Annotated in this window: 18 protein-coding genes; 10 read left to right on the top strand and 8 right to left on the bottom strand. The window is 71.1% G+C overall.

Going from position 1 to position 22,673, the window contains the following annotated elements; all coding sequences use genetic code 11:
* The first annotated feature begins 53 nt into the window (after window positions 1-53).
* The 4 genes from secG to DIZ27_RS21295 all read left to right on the top strand — a co-directional run bounded on the left by secG (window position 54) and on the right by DIZ27_RS21295 (window position 3,774).
* Complete coding sequence (gene secG / locus DIZ27_RS21310; RefSeq protein WP_181383631.1) at window positions 54-284, top strand: preprotein translocase subunit SecG; 231 nt, start codon at window positions 54-56, stop codon at window positions 282-284.
* 221 nt (window positions 285-505) lie between these two features.
* Window positions 506-841 carry an RNA polymerase-binding protein RbpA gene (locus DIZ27_RS21305; protein WP_078649359.1) on the top strand — a complete coding sequence of 112 codons (336 nt, stop codon included), beginning with the start codon at window positions 506-508 and terminating at the stop codon, window positions 839-841.
* Between the two features lie 253 nt (window positions 842-1,094).
* Window positions 1,095-2,750: a glucose-6-phosphate isomerase gene (gene pgi / locus DIZ27_RS21300; RefSeq protein WP_109380025.1), complete on the top strand. Its 1,656-nt coding sequence runs from the start codon at window positions 1,095-1,097 to the stop codon at window positions 2,748-2,750.
* 91 nt (window positions 2,751-2,841) lie between these two features.
* Window positions 2,842-3,774: a DUF3824 domain-containing protein gene (locus tag DIZ27_RS21295; RefSeq protein WP_109380024.1), complete on the top strand. Its 933-nt coding sequence runs from the start codon at window positions 2,842-2,844 to the stop codon at window positions 3,772-3,774.
* A gap of 26 nt (window positions 3,775-3,800) precedes the next feature.
* Here DIZ27_RS21295 and DIZ27_RS21290 read toward each other — a convergent pair whose 3' ends face one another.
* Genes DIZ27_RS21290 through DIZ27_RS21280 form a run of 3 tightly spaced genes read right to left on the bottom strand, consistent with a single transcriptional unit; the run spans window position 3,801 to window position 7,399 of the window.
* Window positions 3,801-6,083, bottom strand: coding sequence for an ABC transporter permease (locus DIZ27_RS21290; protein ID WP_109380023.1), 2,283 nt, complete (start codon window positions 6,081-6,083; stop codon window positions 3,801-3,803).
* Window positions 6,084-6,137: 54 nt separating this feature from the next.
* Window positions 6,138-6,887 carry an ABC transporter ATP-binding protein gene (locus DIZ27_RS21285; RefSeq protein WP_109380022.1) on the bottom strand — a complete coding sequence of 250 codons (750 nt, stop codon included), beginning with the start codon at window positions 6,885-6,887 and terminating at the stop codon, window positions 6,138-6,140.
* The gene (locus DIZ27_RS21280; RefSeq protein ID WP_109380021.1) at window positions 6,884-7,399 is read right to left on the bottom strand and encodes a PadR family transcriptional regulator; all 516 of its coding nucleotides are present in this window, start codon (window positions 7,397-7,399) and stop codon (window positions 6,884-6,886) included. Before DIZ27_RS21280 ends, DIZ27_RS21285 begins: the two co-directional genes overlap by 4 nt.
* A gap of 184 nt (window positions 7,400-7,583) precedes the next feature.
* Between DIZ27_RS21280 and DIZ27_RS21275 the strand changes: the two genes are divergently transcribed.
* The 5 genes from DIZ27_RS21275 (at window position 7,584) to DIZ27_RS21255 (ending at window position 14,487) form a co-directional block, all read left to right on the top strand.
* Window positions 7,584-8,858, top strand: coding sequence for an ABC transporter substrate-binding protein (locus DIZ27_RS21275; protein ID WP_109380020.1), 1,275 nt, complete (start codon window positions 7,584-7,586; stop codon window positions 8,856-8,858).
* A 373-nt stretch (window positions 8,859-9,231) separates the two neighbouring features.
* Entirely contained in the window at window positions 9,232-10,854 is a 1,623-nt protein-coding gene (locus tag DIZ27_RS21270; protein ID WP_109380072.1) for a glycoside hydrolase family 13 protein, read from the top strand.
* A gap of 86 nt (window positions 10,855-10,940) precedes the next feature.
* Window positions 10,941-12,275 carry an ABC transporter substrate-binding protein gene (locus tag DIZ27_RS21265; RefSeq protein WP_109380019.1) on the top strand — a complete coding sequence of 445 codons (1,335 nt, stop codon included), beginning with the start codon at window positions 10,941-10,943 and terminating at the stop codon, window positions 12,273-12,275.
* Between the two features lie 5 nt (window positions 12,276-12,280).
* Window positions 12,281-13,651 carry an ABC transporter permease subunit gene (locus DIZ27_RS21260; RefSeq protein ID WP_109380018.1) on the top strand — a complete coding sequence of 457 codons (1,371 nt, stop codon included), beginning with the start codon at window positions 12,281-12,283 and terminating at the stop codon, window positions 13,649-13,651.
* A complete protein-coding gene (locus DIZ27_RS21255) occupies window positions 13,648-14,487 on the top strand; it encodes a carbohydrate ABC transporter permease (protein WP_065003010.1) in 840 nt (279 codons plus the stop codon). The genes DIZ27_RS21260 and DIZ27_RS21255 overlap by 4 nt, the downstream gene beginning before the upstream one ends.
* A gap of 74 nt (window positions 14,488-14,561) precedes the next feature.
* On the opposite strand, the gene pgl is transcribed toward DIZ27_RS21255, so the two are convergent.
* Genes pgl through tkt form a run of 5 tightly spaced genes read right to left on the bottom strand, consistent with a single transcriptional unit; the run spans window position 14,562 to window position 21,305 of the window.
* A complete protein-coding gene (pgl, locus tag DIZ27_RS21250) occupies window positions 14,562-15,347 on the bottom strand; it encodes a 6-phosphogluconolactonase (RefSeq protein ID WP_109380017.1) in 786 nt (261 codons plus the stop codon).
* Window positions 15,344-16,522 carry a glucose-6-phosphate dehydrogenase assembly protein OpcA gene (gene opcA / locus DIZ27_RS21245; protein WP_109380016.1) on the bottom strand — a complete coding sequence of 393 codons (1,179 nt, stop codon included), beginning with the start codon at window positions 16,520-16,522 and terminating at the stop codon, window positions 15,344-15,346. Before opcA ends, pgl begins: the two co-directional genes overlap by 4 nt.
* Window positions 16,519-18,042: a glucose-6-phosphate dehydrogenase gene (gene zwf, locus DIZ27_RS21240; RefSeq protein WP_109380015.1), complete on the bottom strand. Its 1,524-nt coding sequence runs from the start codon at window positions 18,040-18,042 to the stop codon at window positions 16,519-16,521. The genes opcA and zwf overlap by 4 nt, the downstream gene beginning before the upstream one ends.
* A gap of 4 nt (window positions 18,043-18,046) precedes the next feature.
* Window positions 18,047-19,165, bottom strand: coding sequence for a transaldolase (gene tal / locus DIZ27_RS21235; RefSeq protein ID WP_109380014.1), 1,119 nt, complete (start codon window positions 19,163-19,165; stop codon window positions 18,047-18,049).
* Between the two features lie 37 nt (window positions 19,166-19,202).
* Window positions 19,203-21,305 carry a transketolase gene (tkt, locus tag DIZ27_RS21230; protein ID WP_109380013.1) on the bottom strand — a complete coding sequence of 701 codons (2,103 nt, stop codon included), beginning with the start codon at window positions 21,303-21,305 and terminating at the stop codon, window positions 19,203-19,205.
* 342 nt (window positions 21,306-21,647) lie between these two features.
* Between tkt and DIZ27_RS21225 the strand changes: the two genes are divergently transcribed.
* Complete coding sequence (locus DIZ27_RS21225; protein ID WP_109380012.1) at window positions 21,648-22,601, top strand: heme o synthase; 954 nt, start codon at window positions 21,648-21,650, stop codon at window positions 22,599-22,601.
* Window positions 22,602-22,673: the final 72 nt, after the last annotated feature.

Here is a 22,673-nt window from a genome sequence, read left to right as displayed (position 1 = left end):
ACTGGACCCCGCGTCGTCCATCCGAATCCGAGGAAGTTGGTCCAGCCGTGGTTCTGGGGTTCTCGATCGCCCTGATCGTCTTCAGCCTGTTGCTGATGCTGCTGGTGCTGATGCACAAGGGAAAGGGCGGCGGCCTCTCCGACATGTTCGGTGGCGGCATGCAGTCCTCCGTCGGCGGCTCCTCGGTCGCCGAGCGCAACCTCGACCGGATCACCCTCGTGGTGGGTCTGCTCTGGGTCGCGTGCATCATCGTGCTGGGCATCATGATGAAGACGAACAGCTGACCCGGGAGAACAATCCGTACGCATCGGGTACGCATTCCATACGTAAGGCCCCATGTCCGGTACGCGCAGCACAGCGCGGCCTATCATGGGGCTTGCGTCTGGATGGGGGAGCGGTAACTCCAATGACTGGACGCGCGTTGGGCCTTACGTAGACTGAGGCGCTCGCAGCGAAGCGGAACGCCGACTCGTTTCGCCGCACCATCACGCAGGGAGTTACGACCGTGGCAAGTGGCAACGCGATCCGGGGAAGCCGGGTCGGGGCGGGGCCGATGGGCGAGGCCGAGCGCGGCGAGTCCGCGCCGCGGCTGCGCATCTCCTTCTGGTGCTCCAACGGGCACGAGACCCAGCCGAGCTTCGCGAGCGACGCGCAGGTGCCCGATACCTGGGACTGCCCCCGCTGTGGCTTTCCGGCCGGTCAGGACCGTGAGAACCCCCCGGACCCGCCCCGCACCGAGCCGTACAAGACGCACCTCGCCTATGTGCGCGAGCGGCGCAGCGACGCGGACGGCGAGGCGATCCTCGCCGAGGCGCTCGCCAAACTGCGGGGCGAGATCTGACAGTTGCGGTAGTCACCGCAGTCGCACCGACGGTCGGTCGCGCCGTTCACGGCCGGCTTCTTCCTCCTGCCCGCACCCCCGCCCGCCGTCCCGCCCGTCGCCGTGCTGATACCCGGAGGCCGGACGGCCGTATCTGTTGTCGTGCCCCACGACGGCGGCACGACAGGTCACGTCCACCGCTGCTCCATTAGGTTGGAACCGGCAGCGGGGCGGATACGCAGCACAGGCAGCAAGGAAGAAGGCTGAGTCCGAGATGAACGCAGACGGCCGTACCAGGCTCGACCAGACCCCCGAGTGGACCGCACTGGCCAAGCACCGGGAGCAGCTCGGGGACGTGCGGTTGCGCGAGGTGTTCGCCGCCGGTCCCGACCGCGGCACCGCGTACACCCTCCGGGTCGGTGACCTGTACATCGATTACTCCAAACACCTCGTCACCGACGAGACCCTCCGGCTGTTGCGCGAACTGGCCTCGGCCACCGATGTGTTCGGACTGCGCGACGCCATGTTCCGCGGTGAGCGGATCAACACCACCGAGGACCGGGCCGTGCTGCACACCGCGCTCCGGGCGCCGCGGGACGCGGTGATAGAGGTCGACGGGGAGAACGTCGTACCGGGTGTGCACGAGGTCCTCGACAAGATGGCCGACTTCGCGGACCGGGTCCGCTCCGGGGAGTGGACCGGACACACCGGCAAGCGCATCCGCACCGTGGTCAACATCGGCATCGGCGGCTCGGACCTCGGCCCCGCGATGGCGTACGAGGCGCTGCGCGCCTACACCGACCGCGACCTCACGGTCCGCTTCGTGTCCAACGTGGACGGCGCCGACCTGCACGAGGCCACCCGCGACCTGGACCCGGCCGAGACGCTGTTCATCATCGCGTCCAAGACCTTCACCACCATCGAGACGGTCACCAACGCCACCTCCGCCCGGACCTGGCTGCTGAACGCGCTGGGCGGGGACGAGGCCGCCGTCGCCAAGCACTTCGTCGCCCTGTCGACGAACGCGGAGAAGGTCGCCGACTTCGGCATCGACACGGCCAACATGTTCGAGTTCTGGGACTGGGTCGGCGGGCGCTACTCGTACGACTCGGCGATCGGCCTGTCCCTGATGATCGCCATCGGACCGGACCGCTTCCGGGAGATGCTCGACGGGTTCCGGCTCGTCGACGAGCACTTCCGGACGGCTCCCGCGGAGTCCAACGTGCCCCTCCTGCTGGGCCTGTTGGGGGTCTGGTACGGCAACTTCCTGGGTGCCCAGTCGCACGCGGTGCTGCCGTACTCGCACTACCTGTCGAAGTTCACCGCCTACCTCCAGCAGCTCGACATGGAGTCCAACGGCAAGTACGTCGACCGGGACGGGCACGAGGTCCAGTGGCAGACCGGCCCCGTCGTCTGGGGCACGCCCGGCACCAACGGGCAGCACGCCTACTACCAGCTGATCCACCAGGGCACGAAGCTGATCCCGGCGGACTTCATCGGCTTCGCCGAGCCGGTCGCCGAGCTGAGCGACGACCTGAAGGCGCAGCACGACCTGCTGATGGCCAACTTCTTCGCCCAGACGCAGGCCCTGGCGTTCGGCAAGACCCCGGACGAGGTGCGGAGCGAGGGCGTGCCCGAGGAACTGGTGCCGCACAAGACCTTCAAGGGCGACCACCCCACGACCACCATCCTCGCGCGTGAGCTGACGCCGTCCGTCCTCGGTCAGCTCGTCGCCCTCTACGAGCACAAGGTGTTCGTGCAGGGCGCGATCTGGAACATCGACTCCTTCGACCAGTGGGGCGTCGAGCTGGGCAAGGTGCTCGCCAAGCGCGTCGAGCCCGCGCTCACCGAGGGCGCCGACGTGCCGGGCCTGGATGCCTCCACCCAGGCCTTGGTCGCCACCTACCGGGAGCTGCGCGGACGGCGGTGAGCGCGGTGCGGGAAGCGGACGGCAGGGCGCCGTCCGCTTCCCGTAGAATCCCCGGCGATCATGCAGGCGGGTACTCGCGGGGGAACACGAAGTGGCACGGACAAGCGGTAGTTGGACGGGCGGCGGGCTGACGGCCGGGTCCTTCCTGAAGCCCCACAAGATCGCCCGGGTGCTGTTCCACCCCGCGTGGATACCGGACTCGCTCGATCCGTCCATCGAGCGGCTCAAACGCATGCGGGTCGTCGCCGGGGTGGTCGCGTCGCTCGGTGTCTACACCTTCGTCCAGGGCGGTTTCGACTTCACGGAGCTGCTGGAGAACACGATGACCGCCTCCGCGGTCCTGCTGGTCCTCACCCCGCTCACGGTCGGCGTGATGCTCCTCGTCTGGCGGCGCACCGGTACCGTACGGCAGTTGCGGGCCCCGCTGCTCAACTCCCTCAAGCTGCTCCTGCTGTTCATCGGCTGCGTGATGGCGCTGGTCCTGCTGACGCAGAGGTCGGGCACGTCGGGGGGCGTGCTGCTGTCCCTGGTCACCGCCGGGGTGCTGCTGTGGATGGTCGTCTTCGTGGTCTGGGGAGCCGTGCGGGTCTCCGGCAACTTCTTCGGCACGGCCGCCGTGCACCGTTCGCTGCCGGCCCTGCTCGCCACCGTCACCAGCTGGCTGATGGCCGTCCCCGACCTGGTCACCGGTGATCTGCACGGGCTCAGCCTCACCATGGGCGTCGTCTTCATCCTGGGCGCCCCGGTCACCGTCACGGCCATCGCGCTGCTGGAGACGAGCCGGCTCAGGCGGCGCTACGGCATCCGGCTCGGCACCCATCCGGCAGGCCTTCCGCCCGCCCCCGGCACCACCCCGCCGATGCCGCCGCCGCCGGCCGGGCTGCCGCACGTACCGCCCCAGGGGAACCCCTACCGCCACCCGCACCCGCCCGCGCCGGGCGGCAACCCGTACGCGCCCGGCCCGCGGCACCCGTACGCCCCGCCGCCGCCGTACCCCCCGCGGCGTCACCCCCACGGAGGCTGACCGGCCGGGGCGTCCCGGCACCGGCGTCAGGCGACCGCGCTCAGCGTGTCCGCGAGGCGGCGGCGGGCCGCGCGGGCGGCGGGGAGGGCGGCCAGGGCGGCGGCGCCCAGCACGGCGGCGGCGCCCAGCAGCAGCAGGAGCGCGGGGGAGGGCCCCTGGGCGATTCCGGCGCCGATGCCGCTCGACCTCCCCTGTTCGTCGATCAGCCAGTGCGCCAGCGGCAGCCCCAGGGCCAGGGCGACGAGCACGGCGGCCAGCGCCGTACCGGCGGTGGCGGTGACCGTGATCGCGGTGATCTGCCGCGGGGAGAGGCCGATGGCCTTGAGCGCGAGCAGGTCCCGTTCGCCCTCGCGGACCGTGCCGCCGATCGCGGTGAGCAGTTCGATCAGCCCGATCAGGGCGAGTACGGCGATCAGACCGAGGACGACCGCGCGCAACGGGGACAGCCCGTCGGCCGGGTTGGTCACGGTGTGCACGTCGAGCAGGCCGTCCCCGGCCCCGGTCAGCCGGTCGGCGACGGCCCGCGGGTCCGCGCCGGGGTCCAGCCGGAGCTGGTAGAGGGTCGGCCGCAGGTCGGGGTCGTTGCCGCGGAGGGTGTCGAGCGAGGTGGAGATGGTCCGGCCGGCGTTCTCCGGTTCGATGCTGCGACCGACGATGTGCAGGATCTGCGGCCGGTCGCCGACGGTCATGCGCACCCAGTCGCCGACCTGGACGTGCAACAGGTCGAGCAGCCCCTGCCCGGCCACCGCCTCGTCGGGTCCGCGCGCCGCGCGGCCCTCGGCCAGGGCGAACGGGTACGGCTCCTGGTGGGTGCCGTACCCGCGCAGGGCGATCGTGGCGGTCTGGCCGGGCACCAGGGCGGCCACCTCGACGCCCGGGTGGGCGGCGGCGACCTGCGGATCGCGCTCCAGCAGGGCGCGGGCCTCCCCGTCACTGAGCGAGGCGTCCGCACGGACACTGAGCGCGGTGGGCAGCCCCATCCGCTCCGGGCTGCCCTGGAAGCGGTCGATGGTGGTCCACGCGCTCAGCGCCACCACGATCAGCAGCAGCGGCAGGGTCAGCCTGGCCACCGTGCCCAGCGCACGCCGGCGGCGGGTGAACGCCTTGTGCCAGCCGAGGACCAGCGCGGGCGGCACCCGCGCCCCGAGCGCCCGTCGCGCCACGCCCGTCAGCCCGCCCGCCTCGGGCGCCGCCGGCCTCGGCACCGGTACCGGCGGCACCCGGCCCGCCCGCCACGCCGCGAGCCCGGTGGTGGCGCCGATGAACAGCACCGCCCCCACGGGCACCACGAACAGCGCCAGGGTGTGTCCGGGCAGCCCCTGCCACACGCCGACCGCTTCCCCGAGCCGCCCGGGTATGCCGCTGCCCAGCGCCTCGGTCAGCGCGGCGGCGGCCACGGCACCCAGCAGGGCGTAGCCGAGATGCTGGAGCAGGAAGACGCGGACGACCTGTCCCGGGGTGAAGCCGATCGCCTTGAGGACGGAGATGTCCCGCAGGTGCCCCCGGATCCGGGTGCTGATCGCCCCGTGCACGGCGAAACCGGCGGCGACCAGCGCGCCCAGACCGAACAGCCCCAGCACCTGGCCGAGCAGCCGGTTGTCGCCCTGCGCCTCGGCCCGTGCCTGCTGCCAGGTGGAGACCTCGCCGATGGCGCCCGCGCCCAGTACCGTCACCGCCCGCTGCACCGCGTACCCGGTGTCGGCGGGGTCGGTCAGCCGCAGCCCGGCCACCTGCCCGTCGGGGTCGGTCACGGCCGACGGCAGCGCCCACACCAGGCCGGGCTGTTCCCCCGGCCGGTAGCGCGGCTCGGCGCTGTCGGCCACGCCCACCACGGTCAGGGTCCGCGCGGTGCCGGGCACGGTGAGGGTGTCACCCGGCGTGGTGAGCAGGGCACGGGCGAGACTGCTCTCCAGGACCACGCCGTCGGGGGTGCCGGGGTCCAGCCAGCGCCCCGAGGTGATCAGCGGGCGGCCGGTGCCGGGCTGTTCGGCGGTGCCGCGCAGTTCGGCGGAGGCACGGCTGCCGCGGGCGGCGAGGGTGACGGCGGCGGTGGGGTAGGGGCCGGCGACGGACTCCACGCCGTCCAGGCCGGCCAGCTTCGCGGCGTCGGCCGGAGCGGTGGTGTGCAGCGTGACGTGGGCGCCGCGCGCCTGGGTGAAGAGCCGCTGCCAGGGATTGGTCGCGTACCCGAACAGGGCCGTGGCCAGCAGCAGGGAGGCGACGACGCCCGCGGTGGCGAGGACCAGGAACAGCGCCTCACCGCGGTGCGTGCGCAGATCGGAGTGCGCCCAGCGCAGGGTCGCTCGCACTGGTGTCAGCCCCTTCGCTCACGCCGGACGCCCGGACCGTCGTACACCCGCATGTCAGTCCTTGAGCTCCAGCACCCCGGAGATGCCCCGGCCGCGTGAGGGCGCTCCGTCGAGTTCCGCGTCGTCGGCGATCCGCCCGTCGAAGAAACTGATCACCCGGTCGGCGGCACTCGCCAGCCGGGCGTCATGGGTGACCAGCAGGATCGTCTGGCCTCGCCGGTGGAAGCGGGACAGCAGCCGCATCACCTCGCGGGTGCCCTTGCTGTCCAGGCTGCCCGCGGGTTCGTCGGCGAGCAGCAGTGGCGGATGGTTGACCAGGGCACGGGCCAGCGCGACCCGCTGCTGCTCACCGCCGGACAGCTCGCCGGGCATGCTCCGCTCCTTGCCGGTCAGGCCCAGCTCGGCCAGCAGTTCCTCCCGCTCGGCGCGGGCCTTCTTCGGCGGCGTCCCGGCGAGCAGGGCCGGCAGTTCCACGTTGTCGGCGACCGACAGGTCGGAGACGAGGTTGAAGAACTGGAAGACGATCCCGATGCGCTTCCTGCGCTCCACCGCCCAGCGTGCCTCGCTGTAGGCGTCGGTGCGCTCGCCGTCCAGCCAGATGCTGCCGGAGTCGGGCCGCTGGAGCCCGCCGAGCAGATGCAGCAGGGTCGACTTGCCGGCGCCGGAGGGCCCGGTCACCGCCACGAACTCGCCGCGCGTCACCCGCAGGTCGACCCCGCGCACCGCGTGCGCCGGGGCTCCCTCGCCGTGGTGCGTCTTGACGAGGCCTTCGGCGCGCAGCACGGGAGCGGTACTCTCGCTCACTCCAGCTCCTCCAGCTCTTCCTGGCACCGCTCCAGCCAGTCGAGGTCGGCCTGCAGGTGCAGCATCGCGCCCTCGATCAGCAGTTGGGCGACCCGGTTGTCCCGGTCTTCGGCGGCGGCCAGCTTCGACAACTGCCGCATGGTGTTCAGGTACTGGCGCCGCTGCCGGTTGATCAGGGTGATCTGGTCGGCGAGCCCGCTCTGCGGTGCGAGGGCCAGCTTCATGAAGAACTCGTCCCGCACCCGCGGTTCGTCCGCGGTCTCCTCGAACCAGGCGCGCAGCGCCTCCCGCCCGGCGTCGGTGAGGTGGTAGACCTTCTTGTTGGGCCGGCTGGACTGCTCGACGTCCTCGCCCTCGATCAGCCCCGACTTCTCGAGGCGGCCCAGGGTGACGTAGATCTGGCCGACGTTCGGCTGAGGGTACGCGGAGCCCAGCAGTTGCTCAAGGTCCTGCTTGAGCTCGTAGCCGTGGGCCGGGCCGCGGGCGAGCAGGGCCAGGAGGGACTGCCGCACTCGTGCTCTCCTCCCCGCGTCCTTCGTGCCGTGTGCCACGTGCCTGATGCCGGGCGTCCCGCCCGGCGAGAGGTCTCACCCGGCGCAATGTGTCGCGGGCCCTAGTATCGCCCATACCTAACAGGTATACATGGCCTCTGACCCCGGCAAGGGTGCCCGGGTGCCGGTGCACAGGGAGGAACCTATGCGGTGGATCCATGCCGCGGGTAGGGGCCTCCTCGTCCTCGCCGTGCTCCTGACCGTGGGCGTGGCCTCCGGTGCGCGGGCCGAGCAGGCCGCTCCCGCCGGCGGTCGCGGTCCGCTCACCCTGGCCACCGCCGGGGACCTCACCGGTTATCTCGGTCCGCTGCTCGAGGGCTGGAACCGCACCCACCCCGGCGAGGAGGTCACCCTCGTCGAACTGCCCGACTCGGCCGACGAGACCCGCGCGCAGATGATCACCGAGCTGCGCGGCGCCGGCCGGGGCCGCTTCGACGTGCTCAACATCGACGTCAGCTGGACCTCGGAGTTCGCCGCGGCCGGCTGGATCCGCCCGCTGCCGCGCGACCGCTTCCCGCTGGACACGTTCCTGCCGCGCGTGGTGGACACCGCGACCTACGACGACCGGCTGTACGCCGTCCCGTACGTGACCAACGCCGGTCTGCTGCTGTACCGCGAGGACGTCCTCGACGCGGAGGGCGTGGCGCCTCCGCGCACCTGGGCCGAACTGGAGCGGGCCGCGAAGACCCTCGCCCCGCGGCACGGCCTCGACGGCTACGCGGGCCAGTTCCTGCCCTACGAGGGCCTGACCGTCAACGCGGCCGAGGCCGTCTACTCGGCGGGCGGCACCATCCTCGGCGACGAGGGCGAGCGCGTCACGGTGAACTCCCGGGCGGCCCGCGAGGGCATCGGGTTCCTCGCCCGCGGGGTCCGCGAGGGCTGGATCCCGGAGGAAGCGCTGACGTACAAGGAGGAGGAGTCCAAGCAGGCCTTCCAGGACGGCCGGCTGCTCTTCCTGCGCAACTGGCCCTACGCCTACGTCGCCGCGTCCGCCGAGGACTCCGCGGTCGCCGGGAAGGTCGGCGCCGTACCGCTGCCGGGACCGGACGGGCCGGGGACGAGCGTCCTGGGAGGCTCCAACCTCGCCGTCGCCACCCATGCGCGGCACCCCGACTCCGCCGCACGGCTGATCGCGTACCTCACCAGCGAGGGCGTCCAGCGCCAGGTCCTCACCCGGGGCGCGCTGCCGCCCGTACGGGCCGCGCTGTACGACGATCCGGAACTGATCCGGCGGTTCCCCTATCTGCCGACGCTGCGCGAGAGCGTGCTCGCCGCCGCCCCGCGCCCCAAGAGCCCGCACTACGACCAGGTGAGCCTGGTCGTGCAGGCGGTGGTGCACGACGCGATGGCCGGGCGGCAGACGCCCGGTGCGGCGGTGCGGCGGCTGGCGCGCGAACTCGCCGCCGTCTCCGCGCGTTAGCCGGCGGCCGGGGTCCCTCTCCCCGGCCCCCCTCGGGACCGGGGGGCCTCGGACCGCAGGGTCCGGGACGCCCTCCGGGCTGTGCCCCGGAGGGCGGCTTGGGGCTTCTCCCCGGTCGGGGCTTTTCCGGACCGGGCACCCCGACCGGACACCTCTAGTTACATGTTAAGTAACGCGGATGTCTCAACTGTGCCCGGTATGGGCAAGTAAGAGCTCATTTGTTGATGGTAAGTGCCCAGCAGATTGCGTTCGTTCATTGACACCCTCACGACACGTCTACCTAACATGCATGCATAACGGCGACGGCGCCGTCGGCCCGGGAGTCCCGGGTCTCCGCACGCACAGACAGGTCGACGTGGTGAGCTCCAAGCACATCGACACCCACCGCTGGTGGCGCGACGCAGTGATCTACCAGGTGTACGTCCGCAGCTTCCTGGACAGCACCGGTGACGGCATCGGCGATCTCGCCGGAGTCAGGGCGGGCCTGCCCTACCTGAAGAAGCTCGGCGTGGACGGGATCTGGCTGAGCCCCTTCTACCCCTCGCCGCAGCACGACCACGGCTACGACGTGGCCGACTACCGCGACGTCGACCCGGTCTTCGGCGACCTCGCCGAGTTCGACCTGCTCATCGGGGCCGCCCGGCGGCTCGGGATCAAGGTGCTGCTGGACGTCGTCCCCAACCACTGCTCCAGCGAACACCCCTGGTTCCGCGAGGCACTCGCCGCGGCCCCCGGCAGCCCGCAGCGCGCCCGCTTCCACTTCACCGACGGCCGCGGCCCCGACGGCGCCGAGCCGCCCAACAACTGGCACGCCATGTTCGGCGGGCCCGCCTGGAGCCGCGTCACCGAGCCGGACGGCCGACCCGGCCAGTGGTACCTGCACATGTTCACGCCCGAACAGCCCGACTGGAACTGGCGCAACCCCGAGATCGCCGCCGACTTCGACCGGACCCTGCGGTTCTGGCTGGACCGGGGCGTCGACGGCTTCCGCATCGATGTCGCCGCCGGCCTGTTCAAGCACCCGGAACTGCCCGACTCCCCGGACCCGGAGGCCGACGCCCGCACCCGGGACTCGGTCAACCCGCTGGCCTGGAACCAGCCCGAGGTGCACGACGTGTGGCGGCACTGGCGCGCGGTGTGCGAGGAGTACACCGCCCGCGACGGCCGCGAACGGCTCCTGGTCGGCGAGGTCTCCGTGCCGACAGCCCGCGAACACGCCCGCTACGTCCGCCCCGACGAGCTCCACCAGGCCTTCTTCTTCGACCTGCTCGGCGCCCCCTGGGACGCCGACGCCTTCCGCAAGGTCATCTCCGAGGCCATGCAGGACATCGCCGGCACCGGATCGACCGTCACCTGGGTCCTCAACAACCACGACCAGGTCCGCACCGTCACCCGCTACGGCGAACCCGCGCCCCAGGGCAGCGGCCTCGGCGCCGCCCGGGCCCGCGCCGCCGCGCTGCTGATGCTGGCGCTGCCCGGCGCCGCGTACGTCTACCAGGGCGAGGAGCTGGGCCTGCCCGAGGTCGTCGACCTCCCCGACGACGTGCTCACCGACCCGATCTTCCGCCGCACCGGCAGCCGGGCCCGGATCCGCGACGGCTGCCGGGTGCCGCTGCCCTGGTCGGGGCAGGCCTCCCCGTTCGGCTTCACCTCCGGTGCCGAGGGGGCCGAACCCTGGCTGCCGCAGCCCGACTGGTTCGCCGAACACGCCACCGACCGTGCCCTCGCCGACACCCGCTCCTTCTGGCACCTGTACCGCGACGGTCTGCAACTGCGCGCCGCGCTGCCCCAGTTGGGCGAGGGCACACTGCGCTGGCTGGAGACCGAGCCGGACGTCCTGGCCTTCGCCCGCGCCGACGACCTGGTGTGCGCCGTCAACTTCGGCACCACCCCCGTACCCGCGCCGGTCTCCGGCACCCCGCTGCTGGCCAGCGGCCCGTGCCCGGACGGAGTCCTCCCCGGTTCCACGGCCGCCTGGTGGATCGACGGCTCCTGAAACCCGCTCACTTCACGCACCCGACACTTCACGCACCCGAAAGTCTTCCGAACGCAACCTCGAACGCTTCTGAAGGGACATCAACGATGATGCGACGACGTACCACCCTGCTCACCGGCTGCACCGCCCTCGTGCTCGCCCTCGGCGCCACCGCCTGCGGCTCCGGCGAGCCCGTCTCGGCCGGCGGCGGTGACGGCGACAAGGCGCTCGGCGGCCAGACCGTCTCCGTCGCCGGTGTCTGGTCCGGCAGCGAGCAGAAGAACTTCCAGAAGGTGCTCGACGCCTTCACCGAGAAGACCGGCGCCAAGACGGAATTCGTCTCCACCGGCGACAACGTCTCCACCGTCGTCGGCAGCAAGATCGAGGGCGGCAACGCCCCCGACGTCGTGATGGTCCCCCAGGTCGGCGTGTTGAAGCAGTTCGCCGAGGCGGGCTGGCTCAAGCCGCTGGACAAGAAGGTCCAGGGCACCGTAAAGAACAACTTCGCCGAGGTGTGGCAGAACTACGGCAGCGTCGACGGCACGCTGTACGGCCTCTACTTCAAGGCCGCCCACAAGTCGACCGTCTGGTACAGCCCCGAGGCCCTGGAGCAGGCGGGCATCACCCCGCCGAAGACCTACGACGCCATGCTGAAGGACGGACGCACGATCTCCGACTCCGGCCTCGCCGCCTTCTCGGTCGCCGGACAGGACGGCTGGACGCTGACCGACTGGTTCGAGAACGTCTACCTCTCCCAGGCCGGGCCCGAGAAGTACGACGCCCTCGCCGCGCACGAGATCAAGTGGACCGACCCGACGGTGGTCGAGGCGCTCACCACGCTCGGCGAACTCTTCAAGGACAAGCAGCTCGTCTCGGGCGGCCAGAAGGAAGCCCTGAACACCGACTTCCCCGGTTCGGTGGAGAAGGTCTTCGGTCCCGAGCCGGACGCCGCCATGGTCTACGAGGGCGACTTCGTGGCCGGCGTCGCCAAGGACCAGTTCGGCAAGAACATCGGCACCGACGCGAACTTCTTCCCGTTCCCGCCGGTCGGCGACGGCGAGGCCCCGGTGGTCAGCGGCGGCGACGCGGCCGTGGTGCTCAAGGACGGCAAGAACGCCGAGGCCGGCATGGCGCTCCTCGAGTACCTCGCCACGCCGGAGGCCGCCGCCGTGTGGGCCGAGGCCGGAGGCTTCCTCTCCCCGAACAAGGAGCTGGACCTCTCCTCCTACGGCGACGACGTCACCCGCGCCACCGCCGAGTCCCTGATCGAGGCCGGCGACTCGGTCCGCTTCGACATGTCGGACCAGGCCCCGGCGGCCTTCGGCGGCACCCAGGGCAAGGGCGAGTGGAAGATCCTCCAGGACTTCCTGCGTGACCCGTCCGACCCGAAGAAGACCGCGGCCGAGCTGGAGAACGCGGCGGCCAAGGCCTACGGGAACTGACGGTCATGACCGCCACCCTGGTGAAAGAGGCGAGCCCTCCGGCTCCTTCGCACCCCGATCGTGCCCCCCGCCGGCGCCTGCGCCGGCGGGGGCGGATCGTCGCCGTGCTGTTCGTGCTGCCCGCCCTGCTCCTGCTGGGCGCGCTGGTCGTCTACCCGGTGCTGTTCTCCGTCGGACGCAGCCTCTTCGACGCCTCCGGCACCCGGTTCGTGGGCGGCGAGAACTACCTCGAGATGTTCCGCGACCCGGTCACCCTCAAGGCCGTCCGGAACACCGCGATCTGGGTCGTCATCGCCCCCACCCTGCTCACCGGCCTGGGCCTGATCCTGGCCGTGCTGGTGGAGAAGATCCGCTGGGCCACCGCCTTCAAACTGCTGCTGTTCATGCCGATGGCGGTGTCCTTCCTGGCGGCCGGCATCGTCTTCCGGCTCGCCTACGACGAGGACCCGGACAAGGGCGTGCTGAACGCGGCCGTCGTCTCGGTCCACGACACCTTCAAGGGCAGCTCCTCCTACCCGACGGCCCGCGCCCGCGAGGGCGACGGGGCGGGCCTGACCAAGGAGGCGGACGGCTCGTACGTGACCGGGGCAGACGTGTCGCCGGGCGGCACGGCGGCGCTGGGCCTGGTCGGCGTGGCACCCAAGGACCTGCCCGGCGAGGCGGCACCCGCCTCCCCGGCGGCCTCCCGCGAGGCGGCCTCCGACGAGGTCGGCGGCGTGGTGTACCTGGACTTCACCCCCGGTGGGGGAGGAGAGCCGGGCCGGGTCGACGAGGGGGAGAGCGGACTGCCCGGGATGAAGGTCGAGGCGCTCCGCGACGGACGCACGGTCGCGAGCACGACGACCGGGTCCGACGGCTCGTTCCGCTTCACCGGCCTGGACGACGGCCCCTACGCGCTGAAACTGCCCGCCGAGAACTTCGCGCCCCCCTACCAGGGCGTCTCCTGGCTCGGACCGACGCTCGTCACTCCGGCCATCATCGGGGCCTACCTGTGGATCTGGACCGGGTTCGCGATGGTGCTGATCGGCGCGGGACTCTCGGCCCTGCCGCGGGACGCGCTGGAGGCGGCGCGGATGGACGGCGCGAACGAGTGGCAGATCTTCCGCCGGATCACCGTCCCGCTGCTCGCACCGGTCCTCACCGTCGTCTTCGTGACCCTGGTGATCAACGTGATGAAGGTCTTCGACCTCGTCTACATCATCGCGCCCGGACCCGTGCAGGAGGACGCGACCGTGCTCGCGACCCAGATGTGGCTGGTGTCGTTCGGCGGCGGCAACGACCAGGGACTGGGCAGCGCGCTCGGTGTGCTGCTCCTGCTGCTGGTCGTCCCCGCCATGGCCTTCAACATCCGCCGTTTCAGAAGGAGCCAGCGATGAACGCGATCCGGCGCGGCCTGGGCAACGCGGTCGTGCAGGCCTTCCTGGTCGTGATCGGGCTGGTGTGGATGACCCCGCTGGCCGGCCTGTTCCTGTCCTCGATGCGCTCCGCCGAGGACACGGCCAAGGGCGGCTGGTGGACGGTGTTCACCAGCCCCGGGCAGCTGTCCTTCGACAACTACGCGGCCCTGCTGAAGAACTCGGGGATGACCCAGGCGTTCTGGAACACCGTGCTGATCTCGGTGCCGACCACGGTGCTGGTGGTGATCGTCGCGGCGCTCGCCGGATACGCCTTCGCCTGGCTGGACTTCCCCGGCCGGGACACGATCTTCCTCGTCGTGGTCGCCCTGCTGGTGGTGCCCGTGCAGATCGGGCTGCTGCCGGTGGCCAAACTCTTCGGCCAGCTGGGCCTGTTCGGCACCATCCCCGGGGTCGTGCTGTTCCACGTGGCGTACGGACTGCCGTTCGCGGTGTTCCTGCTGCGGAACTACTTCGCCGAGATGCCCAAGGAGATGCTGGAGGCCGCCCGCATGGACGGCGGCAGCGAGTGGCGCATCTTCACCCGGCTGATCCTGCCCGTCGGGCGGCCGGCGATCGCCAGCCTGGCCATCTTCCAGTTCCTGTGGGTCTGGAACGACATGCTGGTGGCGCTGTTGTTCGCGGACAGCTCCTCGCAGCCGCTGACGGTGGAACTCCAGTCGCAGATCCGCCAGTTCGGCAGCAACATCGATGTGCTCGCGCCGGGGGCGTTCCTGTCGCTGGTGGTGCCGGTGGCCGTGTTCTTCGCCTTCCAGCGGCACTTCGTGCAGGGGGTGATGGCGGGATCGGTGAAGTGACGGCCACCGTCCCACCCGGAAACGCACGGACCCCCGCCTCCTCACCAGGCGGGGGTCCGTGCGTGTTCACGCGGTCACGCGGAAGCAGGCGGATACAGCGCCCGCGGCAGCTGCGAGGCCGCCGCCGCGTCCAGGAGCCACAGGGTGCGGGCCCTGCCGTACGCGCCCGCCGCCGGGGCCTGGATCTCGCCCGCGCCCGACAGGGCGATCGCCGCGGCCTCCGCCTTGTCCTCGCCGGCCGCCAGCAGCCACACCTCCCGGGCCGCACGGATCGCCGGGAGGGTGAGCGTCACCCGGGTCGGCGGCGGCTTGGGCGCCCCGTGGACGCCGACCACCGTGCGCTCCGTCTCCCGCACCGCGGGCAACTCCGGGAAGAGGGACGCCACATGCGTGTCCGGGCCGACACCCAGCATCAGCACGTCGAACGTCGGCACCGCGCCGTGGTTCTCCGGACCCGCGGCACGGGCCAGCTCCTCGGCGTACGCGGCCGCCGCCGCGTCCACGTCGGCGCCGTGCGGTCCGTCGGACGCGGGCATGGCGTGCACGCGCTTCGGGTCCAGCGGCACCGTGTCGAGCAGCGCCTCACGGGCCTGGGTGACATTGCGCTCCGGGTCGCCGTCCGGCAGGAACCGCTCGTCGCCCCACCACAGGTCGATCCGGCTCCAGTCGACCGCGTCCCGGGCGGGCGCGGCCGCGAGCGCGGCCAGCAGACCGTTGCCGTTGCGGCCGCCGGTCAGCACCACGGACGCCGAACCCCGCGAGGCCTGCGCGTCCACGACCCTGGTGATCAGCCGGGCCGCCGCGGCCTGCGCCATCAGATCCTTGTCGCGGTGCACGACCAGCTGCGGTGCCGTACTCACTTCGCCTCCACCTTCCTCAGCGGTGCCTGCGCCGGTGCCTCGACCGCGGAACCTTTCGCAGCCGGTCCGCCGGCAGCGGTGCCCGACGCTCCTTTGGCCGGCGGCTCACCCGCCGGCTTCCCGGAGCCACCCGACGTCTCGTCCAGCGCACGCGACACCTCGTCGAGCGCGGTCGTCGCCTCGCTCAGCCCGCGCGACACCTCGTCCAGCGCACCGGACGACGCCTTCGTCGCGCCCGCCCCCGTCGCCGGACTCCTCAGCCGCTCGACCCCGTACCGCAGGGCCGACGCGTACGTGTCGTCCGGGTCCAGCCGGCGCAGCTCCTCCGCGATCAGCTCCGCGGTGTCCCGGCGCTTGAGCGCCACCGCCCGCTTCGGCTGGCCCTGGATGGACAGCGTGGCGAGCGAACCGTCGGCACGGTCCAGCACGATCGGGCCGCAGTCGGTCGACAGCCGGACCGCGGTGAGCCCCGGGCCGCTCGACAGCGAACGCTTCACGGGCACGCCCAGCCGGTCCGCGAGCCACATGGCCAGCAGCTCGCAGCTCGGGTTGAACTCCTCGCCCTCGACCTCCACGCCCTGCACCTCGCAGGACACCTGGTCCAGAGCCGCGGCCAGCATCGAACGCCAGGGCGTGATCCGGGTCCAGGACAGGTCCGTGTCGCCCGGGGTGTAGGCCTCGGCGCGGGCCGCGAGCTCCCGCACCGGCTGCTCGCAGGCGTAGGTGTCGGTCACCCGGCGCTGGGCCAGCGCGCCCAGTGGGTCGCCGGCCGGGTCCAGCGGGGCGTTGACCGGCCACCAGACCACCACCGGGGCGTCCGGCAGCAGCAGCGGCAGCACCACCGACTGGGCGTGGTCGGCGACCTCGCCGTACAGCCGGAGCACCACCGTCTCACCGGTGCCCGCGTCCGCGCCGACCCGCACCTCGGCGTCCAGCCGGGACTGCGTACGGTCGCGGGGGGAGCGGGACACCCGCTTGATGACGACCAGGGTGCGCGAGGGATGCTCACGCGAGGCGTCGCCGGCGGACTTCAGGGCGTCGTAGGCGTTCTCCTCGTCGGTCACGATGACCAGGGTGAGCACCATGCCGACCGCCGGAGTGCCGATGGCCCGGCGGGCCCGCACCAGCGCCTTGTTGATCTCGCCGGCCGTGGTGTCCGTGAGGTCTATCTTCATGGCCGCCGCCAGCTCCGTCCGTCTCGCTCGAGCATGTGGTCCGCCTCCACGGGCCCCCAGGTGCCGGCCGGGTACTGGGCCGGCCGTCCGTGGTTGTCCCAGTACTCCTCGATCGGGTCGAGGATCTTCCAGGACAGCTCGACCTCCTCGGTGCGCGGGAAGAGATTGGAGTCACCGAGCAGGACATCCAGGATGAGCCGCTCGTACGCCTCCGGGCTGGACTCGGTGAACGACTCGCCGTAGGCGAAGTCCATCGACACGTCCCGGATCTCCATGGACGTGCCCGGCACCTTGGAACCGAACCGCACCGTGACACCCTCGTCCGGCTGGACGCGGATCACGATCGCGTTGGAGCCCAGTTCCTCGGTGGCCGTCGTGTCGAACGGCGAGTGCGGCGCCCGCTGGAACACCACCGCGATCTCGGTGACCCGGCGGCCCAGCCGCTTTCCGGTGCGCAGGTAGAAGGGGACACCCGCCCAGCGGCGGTTGTCCACCCCCAGCTTGATCGCGGCGTACGTGTCGGTCCTCGAGGAGGCGTCGATGCCCTCCTCCTCCAGGTACCCGACCGCCTTCGCGCCGCCCTGCCAGCCCGCCGCGTACTGCCCGCGCACGGTGTCCCGGCCCAGGTCCTTCGGCAGCCGCACGGCGCCGAGCACCTTGGTCTTCTCCGCGGCCAGCGCGTCCGCGTCGAAGGAGGCCGGCTCCTCCATGGCGGTGAGCGCCATCAGCTGGAGCAGGTGGTTCTGGATGACGTCACGGGCGGCGCCGATGCCGTCGTAGTAGCCGGCCCGGCCGCCGATGCCGATGTCCTCGGCCATGGTGATCTGCACGTGGTCCACGAAGGACCGGTTCCAGATCGGCTCGAACATCGTGTTGGCGAAGCGGAGCGCCAGGATGTTCTGGACGGTCTCCTTGCCCAGGTAGTGGTCGATCCGGAAGACCTGGTCCGGGGCGAACACCTCGTGGACGATCGCGTTGAGCTCCTCGGCCGACTTCAGGTCGTGGCCGAAGGGCTTCTCGATCACCGCGCGCCGCCAGGAACCGCTGCTCTGGTCGGCCAGCCCGTGCTTCTTCAGCTGCTGGATGACCACCGGGAAGGACCGCGGCGGCACCGACAGGTAGAACGCGAAGTTGCCGCCCGTGCCCTGTGCCTTGTCCAGTTCCTCGATGGTGCCGCGCAGCCGCTCGAAGGCGTCGTCGTCGTCGAAGGTGCCCTGGACGAAGCGCATGCCCTGGATGAGCTGCTGCCAGACCTCCTCGCGGAACGGAGTGCGGGCGTGCTCCTTGACCGCGTCGTGCACCACCTGCGCGAAGTCCTCGTTCGCCCACTCGCGGCGGGCGAACCCGACCAGCGAGAAGCCCGGCGGCAGCAGACCCCGGTTGGCGAGGTCGTACACGGCCGGCATCAGCTTCTTGCGCGAGAGGTCGCCCGTGACGCCGAAGATGACCAGGCCCGACGGCCCCGCGATACGCGGGAGCCGTCGGTCCGCGGGGTCACGCAGCGGGTTGCTGCTCGACAAGGTGTCAGCCCTCCGAAGGGGCGAGGCGCGCGAGCTCCGCCTCGGTCGACTTCAGCAGGTCGTTCCAGGACGCCTCGAACTTCTCGACGCCCTCCTCCTCCAGCAGCTGCACCACGTCGTCGTACGAGATCCCCAGCCGCTCCACGGCGTCGAGGTCGGCGCGGGCCTGCTCGTAGGTGCCGGCGACGGCGTTGCCCTTGATCTCGCCCTGCTCCTCGGTGGCGAACAGCGTCGCCTCCGGCATGGTGTTCACCGTGTTCGGCGCCACCAGGTCGTCGACGTACATCGTGGTCTTGTACGCCTTGTCCTTCACACCGGTGGAGGCCCACAGCGGACGCTGCCTGTTGGCGCCCTCACGCTCCAGCGCGCTCCAGCGGTCGGTGGCGAAGACCTCCTCGTACGCCTGGTAGGCCAGGCGCGCGTTGGCGACGGCGGCCTTGCCGCGCAGCGCCTTCGCCTCGTCGGTGCCGAGCGCGTCGATCCGCTTGTCGATCTCGGTGTCCACGCGGGACACGAAGAACGACGCCACCGAGTGGATCTTCGACAGGTCCAGGCCGCGCTCCTTGGCCTTCTCCAGGCCGGTCAGGAACGCGTCCATGACCTTGCGGTACCGCTCCAGGGAGAAGATCAGCGTGACGTTGACGCTGATGCCCAGGCCGATGACCTCGGCGATCGCCGGGATGCCCGCCTCGGTCGCCGGGATCTTGATCAGGGTGTTGGGCCGGTCCACCAGCCAGGCCAGCTGCTTGGCCTCGGCGACGGTGGCGCGCGTCTCGTGCGCCAGACGCGGGTCGACCTCGATGGAGACCCGGCCGTCCTTGCCGTCGGTGGCGTCGAAGACCGGGCGCAGGATGTCGGCGGCGTCCCGGACGTCCGCCGTGGTGATCATCCGGATGGCCTCTTCGACCGTGACCCTGCGGGCGGCGAGGTCGGCGAGCTGCTGCTCGTAGCCGTCGCCCTCGGAGATCGCCTTCTGGAAGATCGACGGGTTGGTGGTGACGCCCACGACGTGCTGCTGGTCGATCAGCTCGGCGAGGTTGCCGGACGTGATCCGCTTGCGCGACAGGTCGTCCAGCCAGATCGCGACGCCCTCGTCGGAAAGGCGCTTCAGTGCGTCTGTCATGGAAATTCCATCTCCTACTACGTGTCGTATGTGAGCGTCAGCGCTGGGCTGCGGCGAGTGAGTCCCGGGCCGCGGCCGCCACGTTCTCGGCGGTGAAGCCGAACTCCTTGAACAGCACCTTGCCGTCGGCGGACGCGCCGAAGTGCTCCAGGGACACGATGCGCCCGGCGTCCCCGACGTACTTGTGCCACGTCAGACCGATACCGGCCTCCACCGCGACGCGCGCCTTCACGGAGGGCGGCAGGACGCTGTCCCGGTACCCCTGGTCCTGCTCCTCGAACCACTCCACCGACGGCATGGACACCACGCGCGTCGGCACCCCGTCGGCCTGGAGCCGCTCACGGGCCTCGACGGCGACGTGCACCTCGGAACCGGTGGCGATCAGCACGACCTGCGGCTCCGTGCTCTGCCCGGAGGCCTCTTCCGCCTCGAACAGCACGTAGCCGCCGCGCGCCGCGTCCTCGTTGGACTCGTACGTCGGCACGCCCTGCCGGGTGAGAGCCAGGCCGTGCGGCTGGCCCTTGCCGAACTCCTTGGTCCAGCGCTTGAGGATCTCCCGCCAGGCGATCGCGGTCTCGTTGGCGTCCGCCGGGCGGACGACGTTCAGACCGGGGATGGCGCGCAGCGAGGCCAGGTGCTCGACCGGCTGGTGGGTCGGGCCGTCCTCGCCCAGACCGATGGAGTCGTGCGTCCACACGTACGTCACCGGCAGGTGCATCAGGGCCGACAGCCGCACCGCGTTGCGCATGTAGTCGGAGAACACCAGGAAGGTGCCGCCGTAGATCCGGGTGTTGCCGTGCAGCGCGATGCCGTTCATCTCCGCGGCCATGGCGTGCTCGCGGATACCGAAGTGGATGGTGCGGCCGTACGGGTTCGCCTCGGGCAGCGGGTTGCCGACCGGGAGGAACGAGGACGTCTTGTCGATCGTCGTGTTGTTGGAGCCCGCCAGGTCGGCCGAGCCGCCCCACAGCTCCGGGACGACCGCGCCGAGCGCCTGGAGCACCTTGCCGGAGGCGGCACGGGTGGCGACCGCCTTGCCCGGCTCGAAGACGGGAAGCGTGTCCTCCCAGCCCTTGGGCAGCTCACCGGCCGCGATCCGGTCGAACTCGGCCGCGCGCTCCGCGTTGTTGCTCCGCCACTCCTGGAACGACTTCTCCCACTCGGCCCGCGCCTGCTTGCCGCGCTCCAGCGCGCCACGGGTGTGGCCGAGGACCTCGTCGGTCACCTCGAAGGTCTGCTCCGGGTCGAAGCCCAGCACCCGCTTGGTGGCCGCCACCTCCTCGTCGCCGAGCGCCGAACCGTGGGAGGCCTCGGTGTTCTGCGCGTTCGGGGCCGGCCAGGCGATGATCGAGCGCATCGCGATGAACGACGGCCGGTCGGTGACCTTCTTGGCTTCCTGGACGGCGTCGTAGATCGCGTTCGGGTCCAGGTCGCCGTCCGGCTTCGGGGCCACCCGCTGCACGTGCCAGCCGTAGGCCTCGTACCGCTTGGTGACGTCCTCGGAGACGGCCGTCTCGGTGTCGCCCTCGATCGAGATGTGGTTGTCGTCCCACAGCAGGACCAGGTTGCCGAGCTTCTGGTGGCCGGCCAGCGAGGACGCCTCCGCGGAGATGCCCTCCTGCAGGCAGCCGTCACCGGCGATGCAGTAGACGAAGTGGTCGAACGGGGACTCGCCCGGGGCGGCCTCCGGGTCGAACAGCCCGCGCTCGTAGCGGGCGGCCATGGCCATGCCGACCGCGTTGGCGACGCCCTGGCCCAGCGGCCCGGTCGTCGTCTCCACACCGGTGGTGTGCCCGTACTCCGGGTGGCCCGGCGTCTTCGAACCCCAGGTGCGGAACGCCTTCAGGTCGTCCAGCTCCAGGCCGAAACCGGCCAGGTACAGCTGGGTGTAGAGAGTCAGGGACGAATGGCCGGCGGACAGGACGAAACGGTCCCGCCCGACCCAGTCGGCGTCCGAGGGGTCGTGCCGCATCACCTTCTGGAAGAGGGTGTATGCGGCGGGCGCCAGGCTCATCGCCGTACCGGGATGGCCGTTGCCGACCCTCTGTACGGCATCGGCGGCCAGGACGCGGGCGGTGTCCACGGCCCGCTGGTCCAGTTCGGTCCACTCGAGGTCTGTGGTGGTCGGCTTGGTGCTCACCCTGAGTCAGGGCTCCTCTCCACATGTTTTCGGATGCCGGATGAGTACTCACCGGCGAGGTCGAGCCTACCCCCGTAGGACGTGCATCCCCCGAGCCGTTCCAGACTGCCGGGAGTCCCGGCGATCCGCCTCCTGACCGGGAAGTCTTCCTGTTCGGCAGATGAATACGGAGCCGCTCATCCGGTTGCTCAATCGAGCTCGGAACTCCGTTGTGAGCGGTCGCCGCCAACACGACCGGACCCCCGCGATTGTCCGGGTCTGGGCAACGTCTAAGGTGGCGTGGTACGCGCGAGCCTTTACCGACACCTCATACGGGAGGGCTTGCTGGGAACTCTGTCAGGGGTGCGAGTGACGGCCGTTGAATCCCGTCCTGCGGGGATTGTCGGGACCAGCCAGAGCCCGAGTCACCGGCCGTTCGGGGCCCGTGTCGGGGCGTTCGTGGCGCTGACCAAGCCGCGGATCATCGAACTGCTGCTCATCACCACGGTCCCGGTGATGTTCCTGGCGCAGCAGGGTGTGCCCGACCTGGGACTGGTGCTGCTGACCTGCGTCGGCGGCTACCTGTCGGCGGGCGGCGCCAACGCGCTCAACATGTACCTCGACCGCGACATCGACGCGCTGATGGACCGCACCTCGCAGCGCCCCCTGGTCACCGGCATGGTCAGCCCGCGCGAGTGCCTGGCCTTCGGCATCACCCTGGCCGTCGTCTCGACGCTGCTGTTCGGCCTCACCGTCAACTGGCTGTCCGCCTGGCTCTCCCTCGGGGCGCTCCTCTTCTACGTCGTCGTCTACACGATGATCCTCAAACGGCGTACGGCGCAGAACATCGTGTGGGGCGGCATCGCCGGCTGCATGCCGGTGCTGATCGGCTGGTCCGCGGTCACCAACTCGATGTCCTGGGCACCGGTCATCCTCTTCCTCGTCATCTTCTTCTGGACGCCGCCGCACTACTGGCCGCTGTCCATGAAGGTGAAGGAGGACTACGCGCGCGTGGGCGTGCCGATGCTCCCGGTGGTCGCCGGCAACAAGGCCGTCGCCAAGCAGATCGTGCTCTACAGCTGGGTCATGGTCGCGGTGTCGCTGCTGCTCACCCCGCTCGGCTACACCGGCTGGTTCTACACCGCGGTCGCGCTGGCCGCGGGCGGCTGGTGGCTGTGGGAGGCGCACGCGCTCCTCAACCGTGCCAAGTCCGAGGTGACCGGCAGCAAGCTCAAGGAGATGCGCCTGTTCCACTGGTCCATCACCTATGTGTCGCTGCTCTTCGTGGCCGTCGCGGTGGACCCCTTCCTGCGGTAGGCGACCTCAGAGACGTTCCGAGGGGCGGGGTCCGTGGCCCAGGCCACGGACCCCGCCCCTCGCCGTTCGATC

The organism is Streptomyces sp. NWU339 (assembly GCF_003143855.1).
In the GTDB taxonomy this organism is placed as follows: Bacteria; Actinomycetota; Actinomycetes; order Streptomycetales; family Streptomycetaceae; genus Streptomyces.
The sequence above is the reverse complement of the archived record's forward strand: the minus strand, read 5'-3'. Positions and strand labels throughout refer to the sequence as shown.

What these genes read in the sequence shown, in the direction of transcription:
- pgi (WP_109380025.1), top strand. Translation starts at nt 1,095, where the DNA reads ATGAACGCAGACGGCCGTACCAGGCTCGACCAGACCCCCGAGTGGACC.
- DIZ27_RS21255 (WP_065003010.1), top strand. Translation starts at nt 13,648, where the DNA reads ATGAACGCGATCCGGCGCGGCCTGGGCAACGCGGTCGTGCAGGCCTTC.
- DIZ27_RS21260 (WP_109380018.1), top strand. Translation starts at nt 12,281, where the DNA reads ATGACCGCCACCCTGGTGAAAGAGGCGAGCCCTCCGGCTCCTTCGCAC.
- DIZ27_RS21275 (WP_109380020.1), top strand. Translation starts at nt 7,584, where the DNA reads ATGCGGTGGATCCATGCCGCGGGTAGGGGCCTCCTCGTCCTCGCCGTG.
- opcA (WP_109380016.1), bottom strand. Translation starts at nt 16,522, where the DNA reads ATGAAGATAGACCTCACGGACACCACGGCCGGCGAGATCAACAAGGCG.
- tal (WP_109380014.1), bottom strand. Translation starts at nt 19,165, where the DNA reads ATGACAGACGCACTGAAGCGCCTTTCCGACGAGGGCGTCGCGATCTGG.
- DIZ27_RS21265 (WP_109380019.1), top strand. Translation starts at nt 10,941, where the DNA reads ATGATGCGACGACGTACCACCCTGCTCACCGGCTGCACCGCCCTCGTG.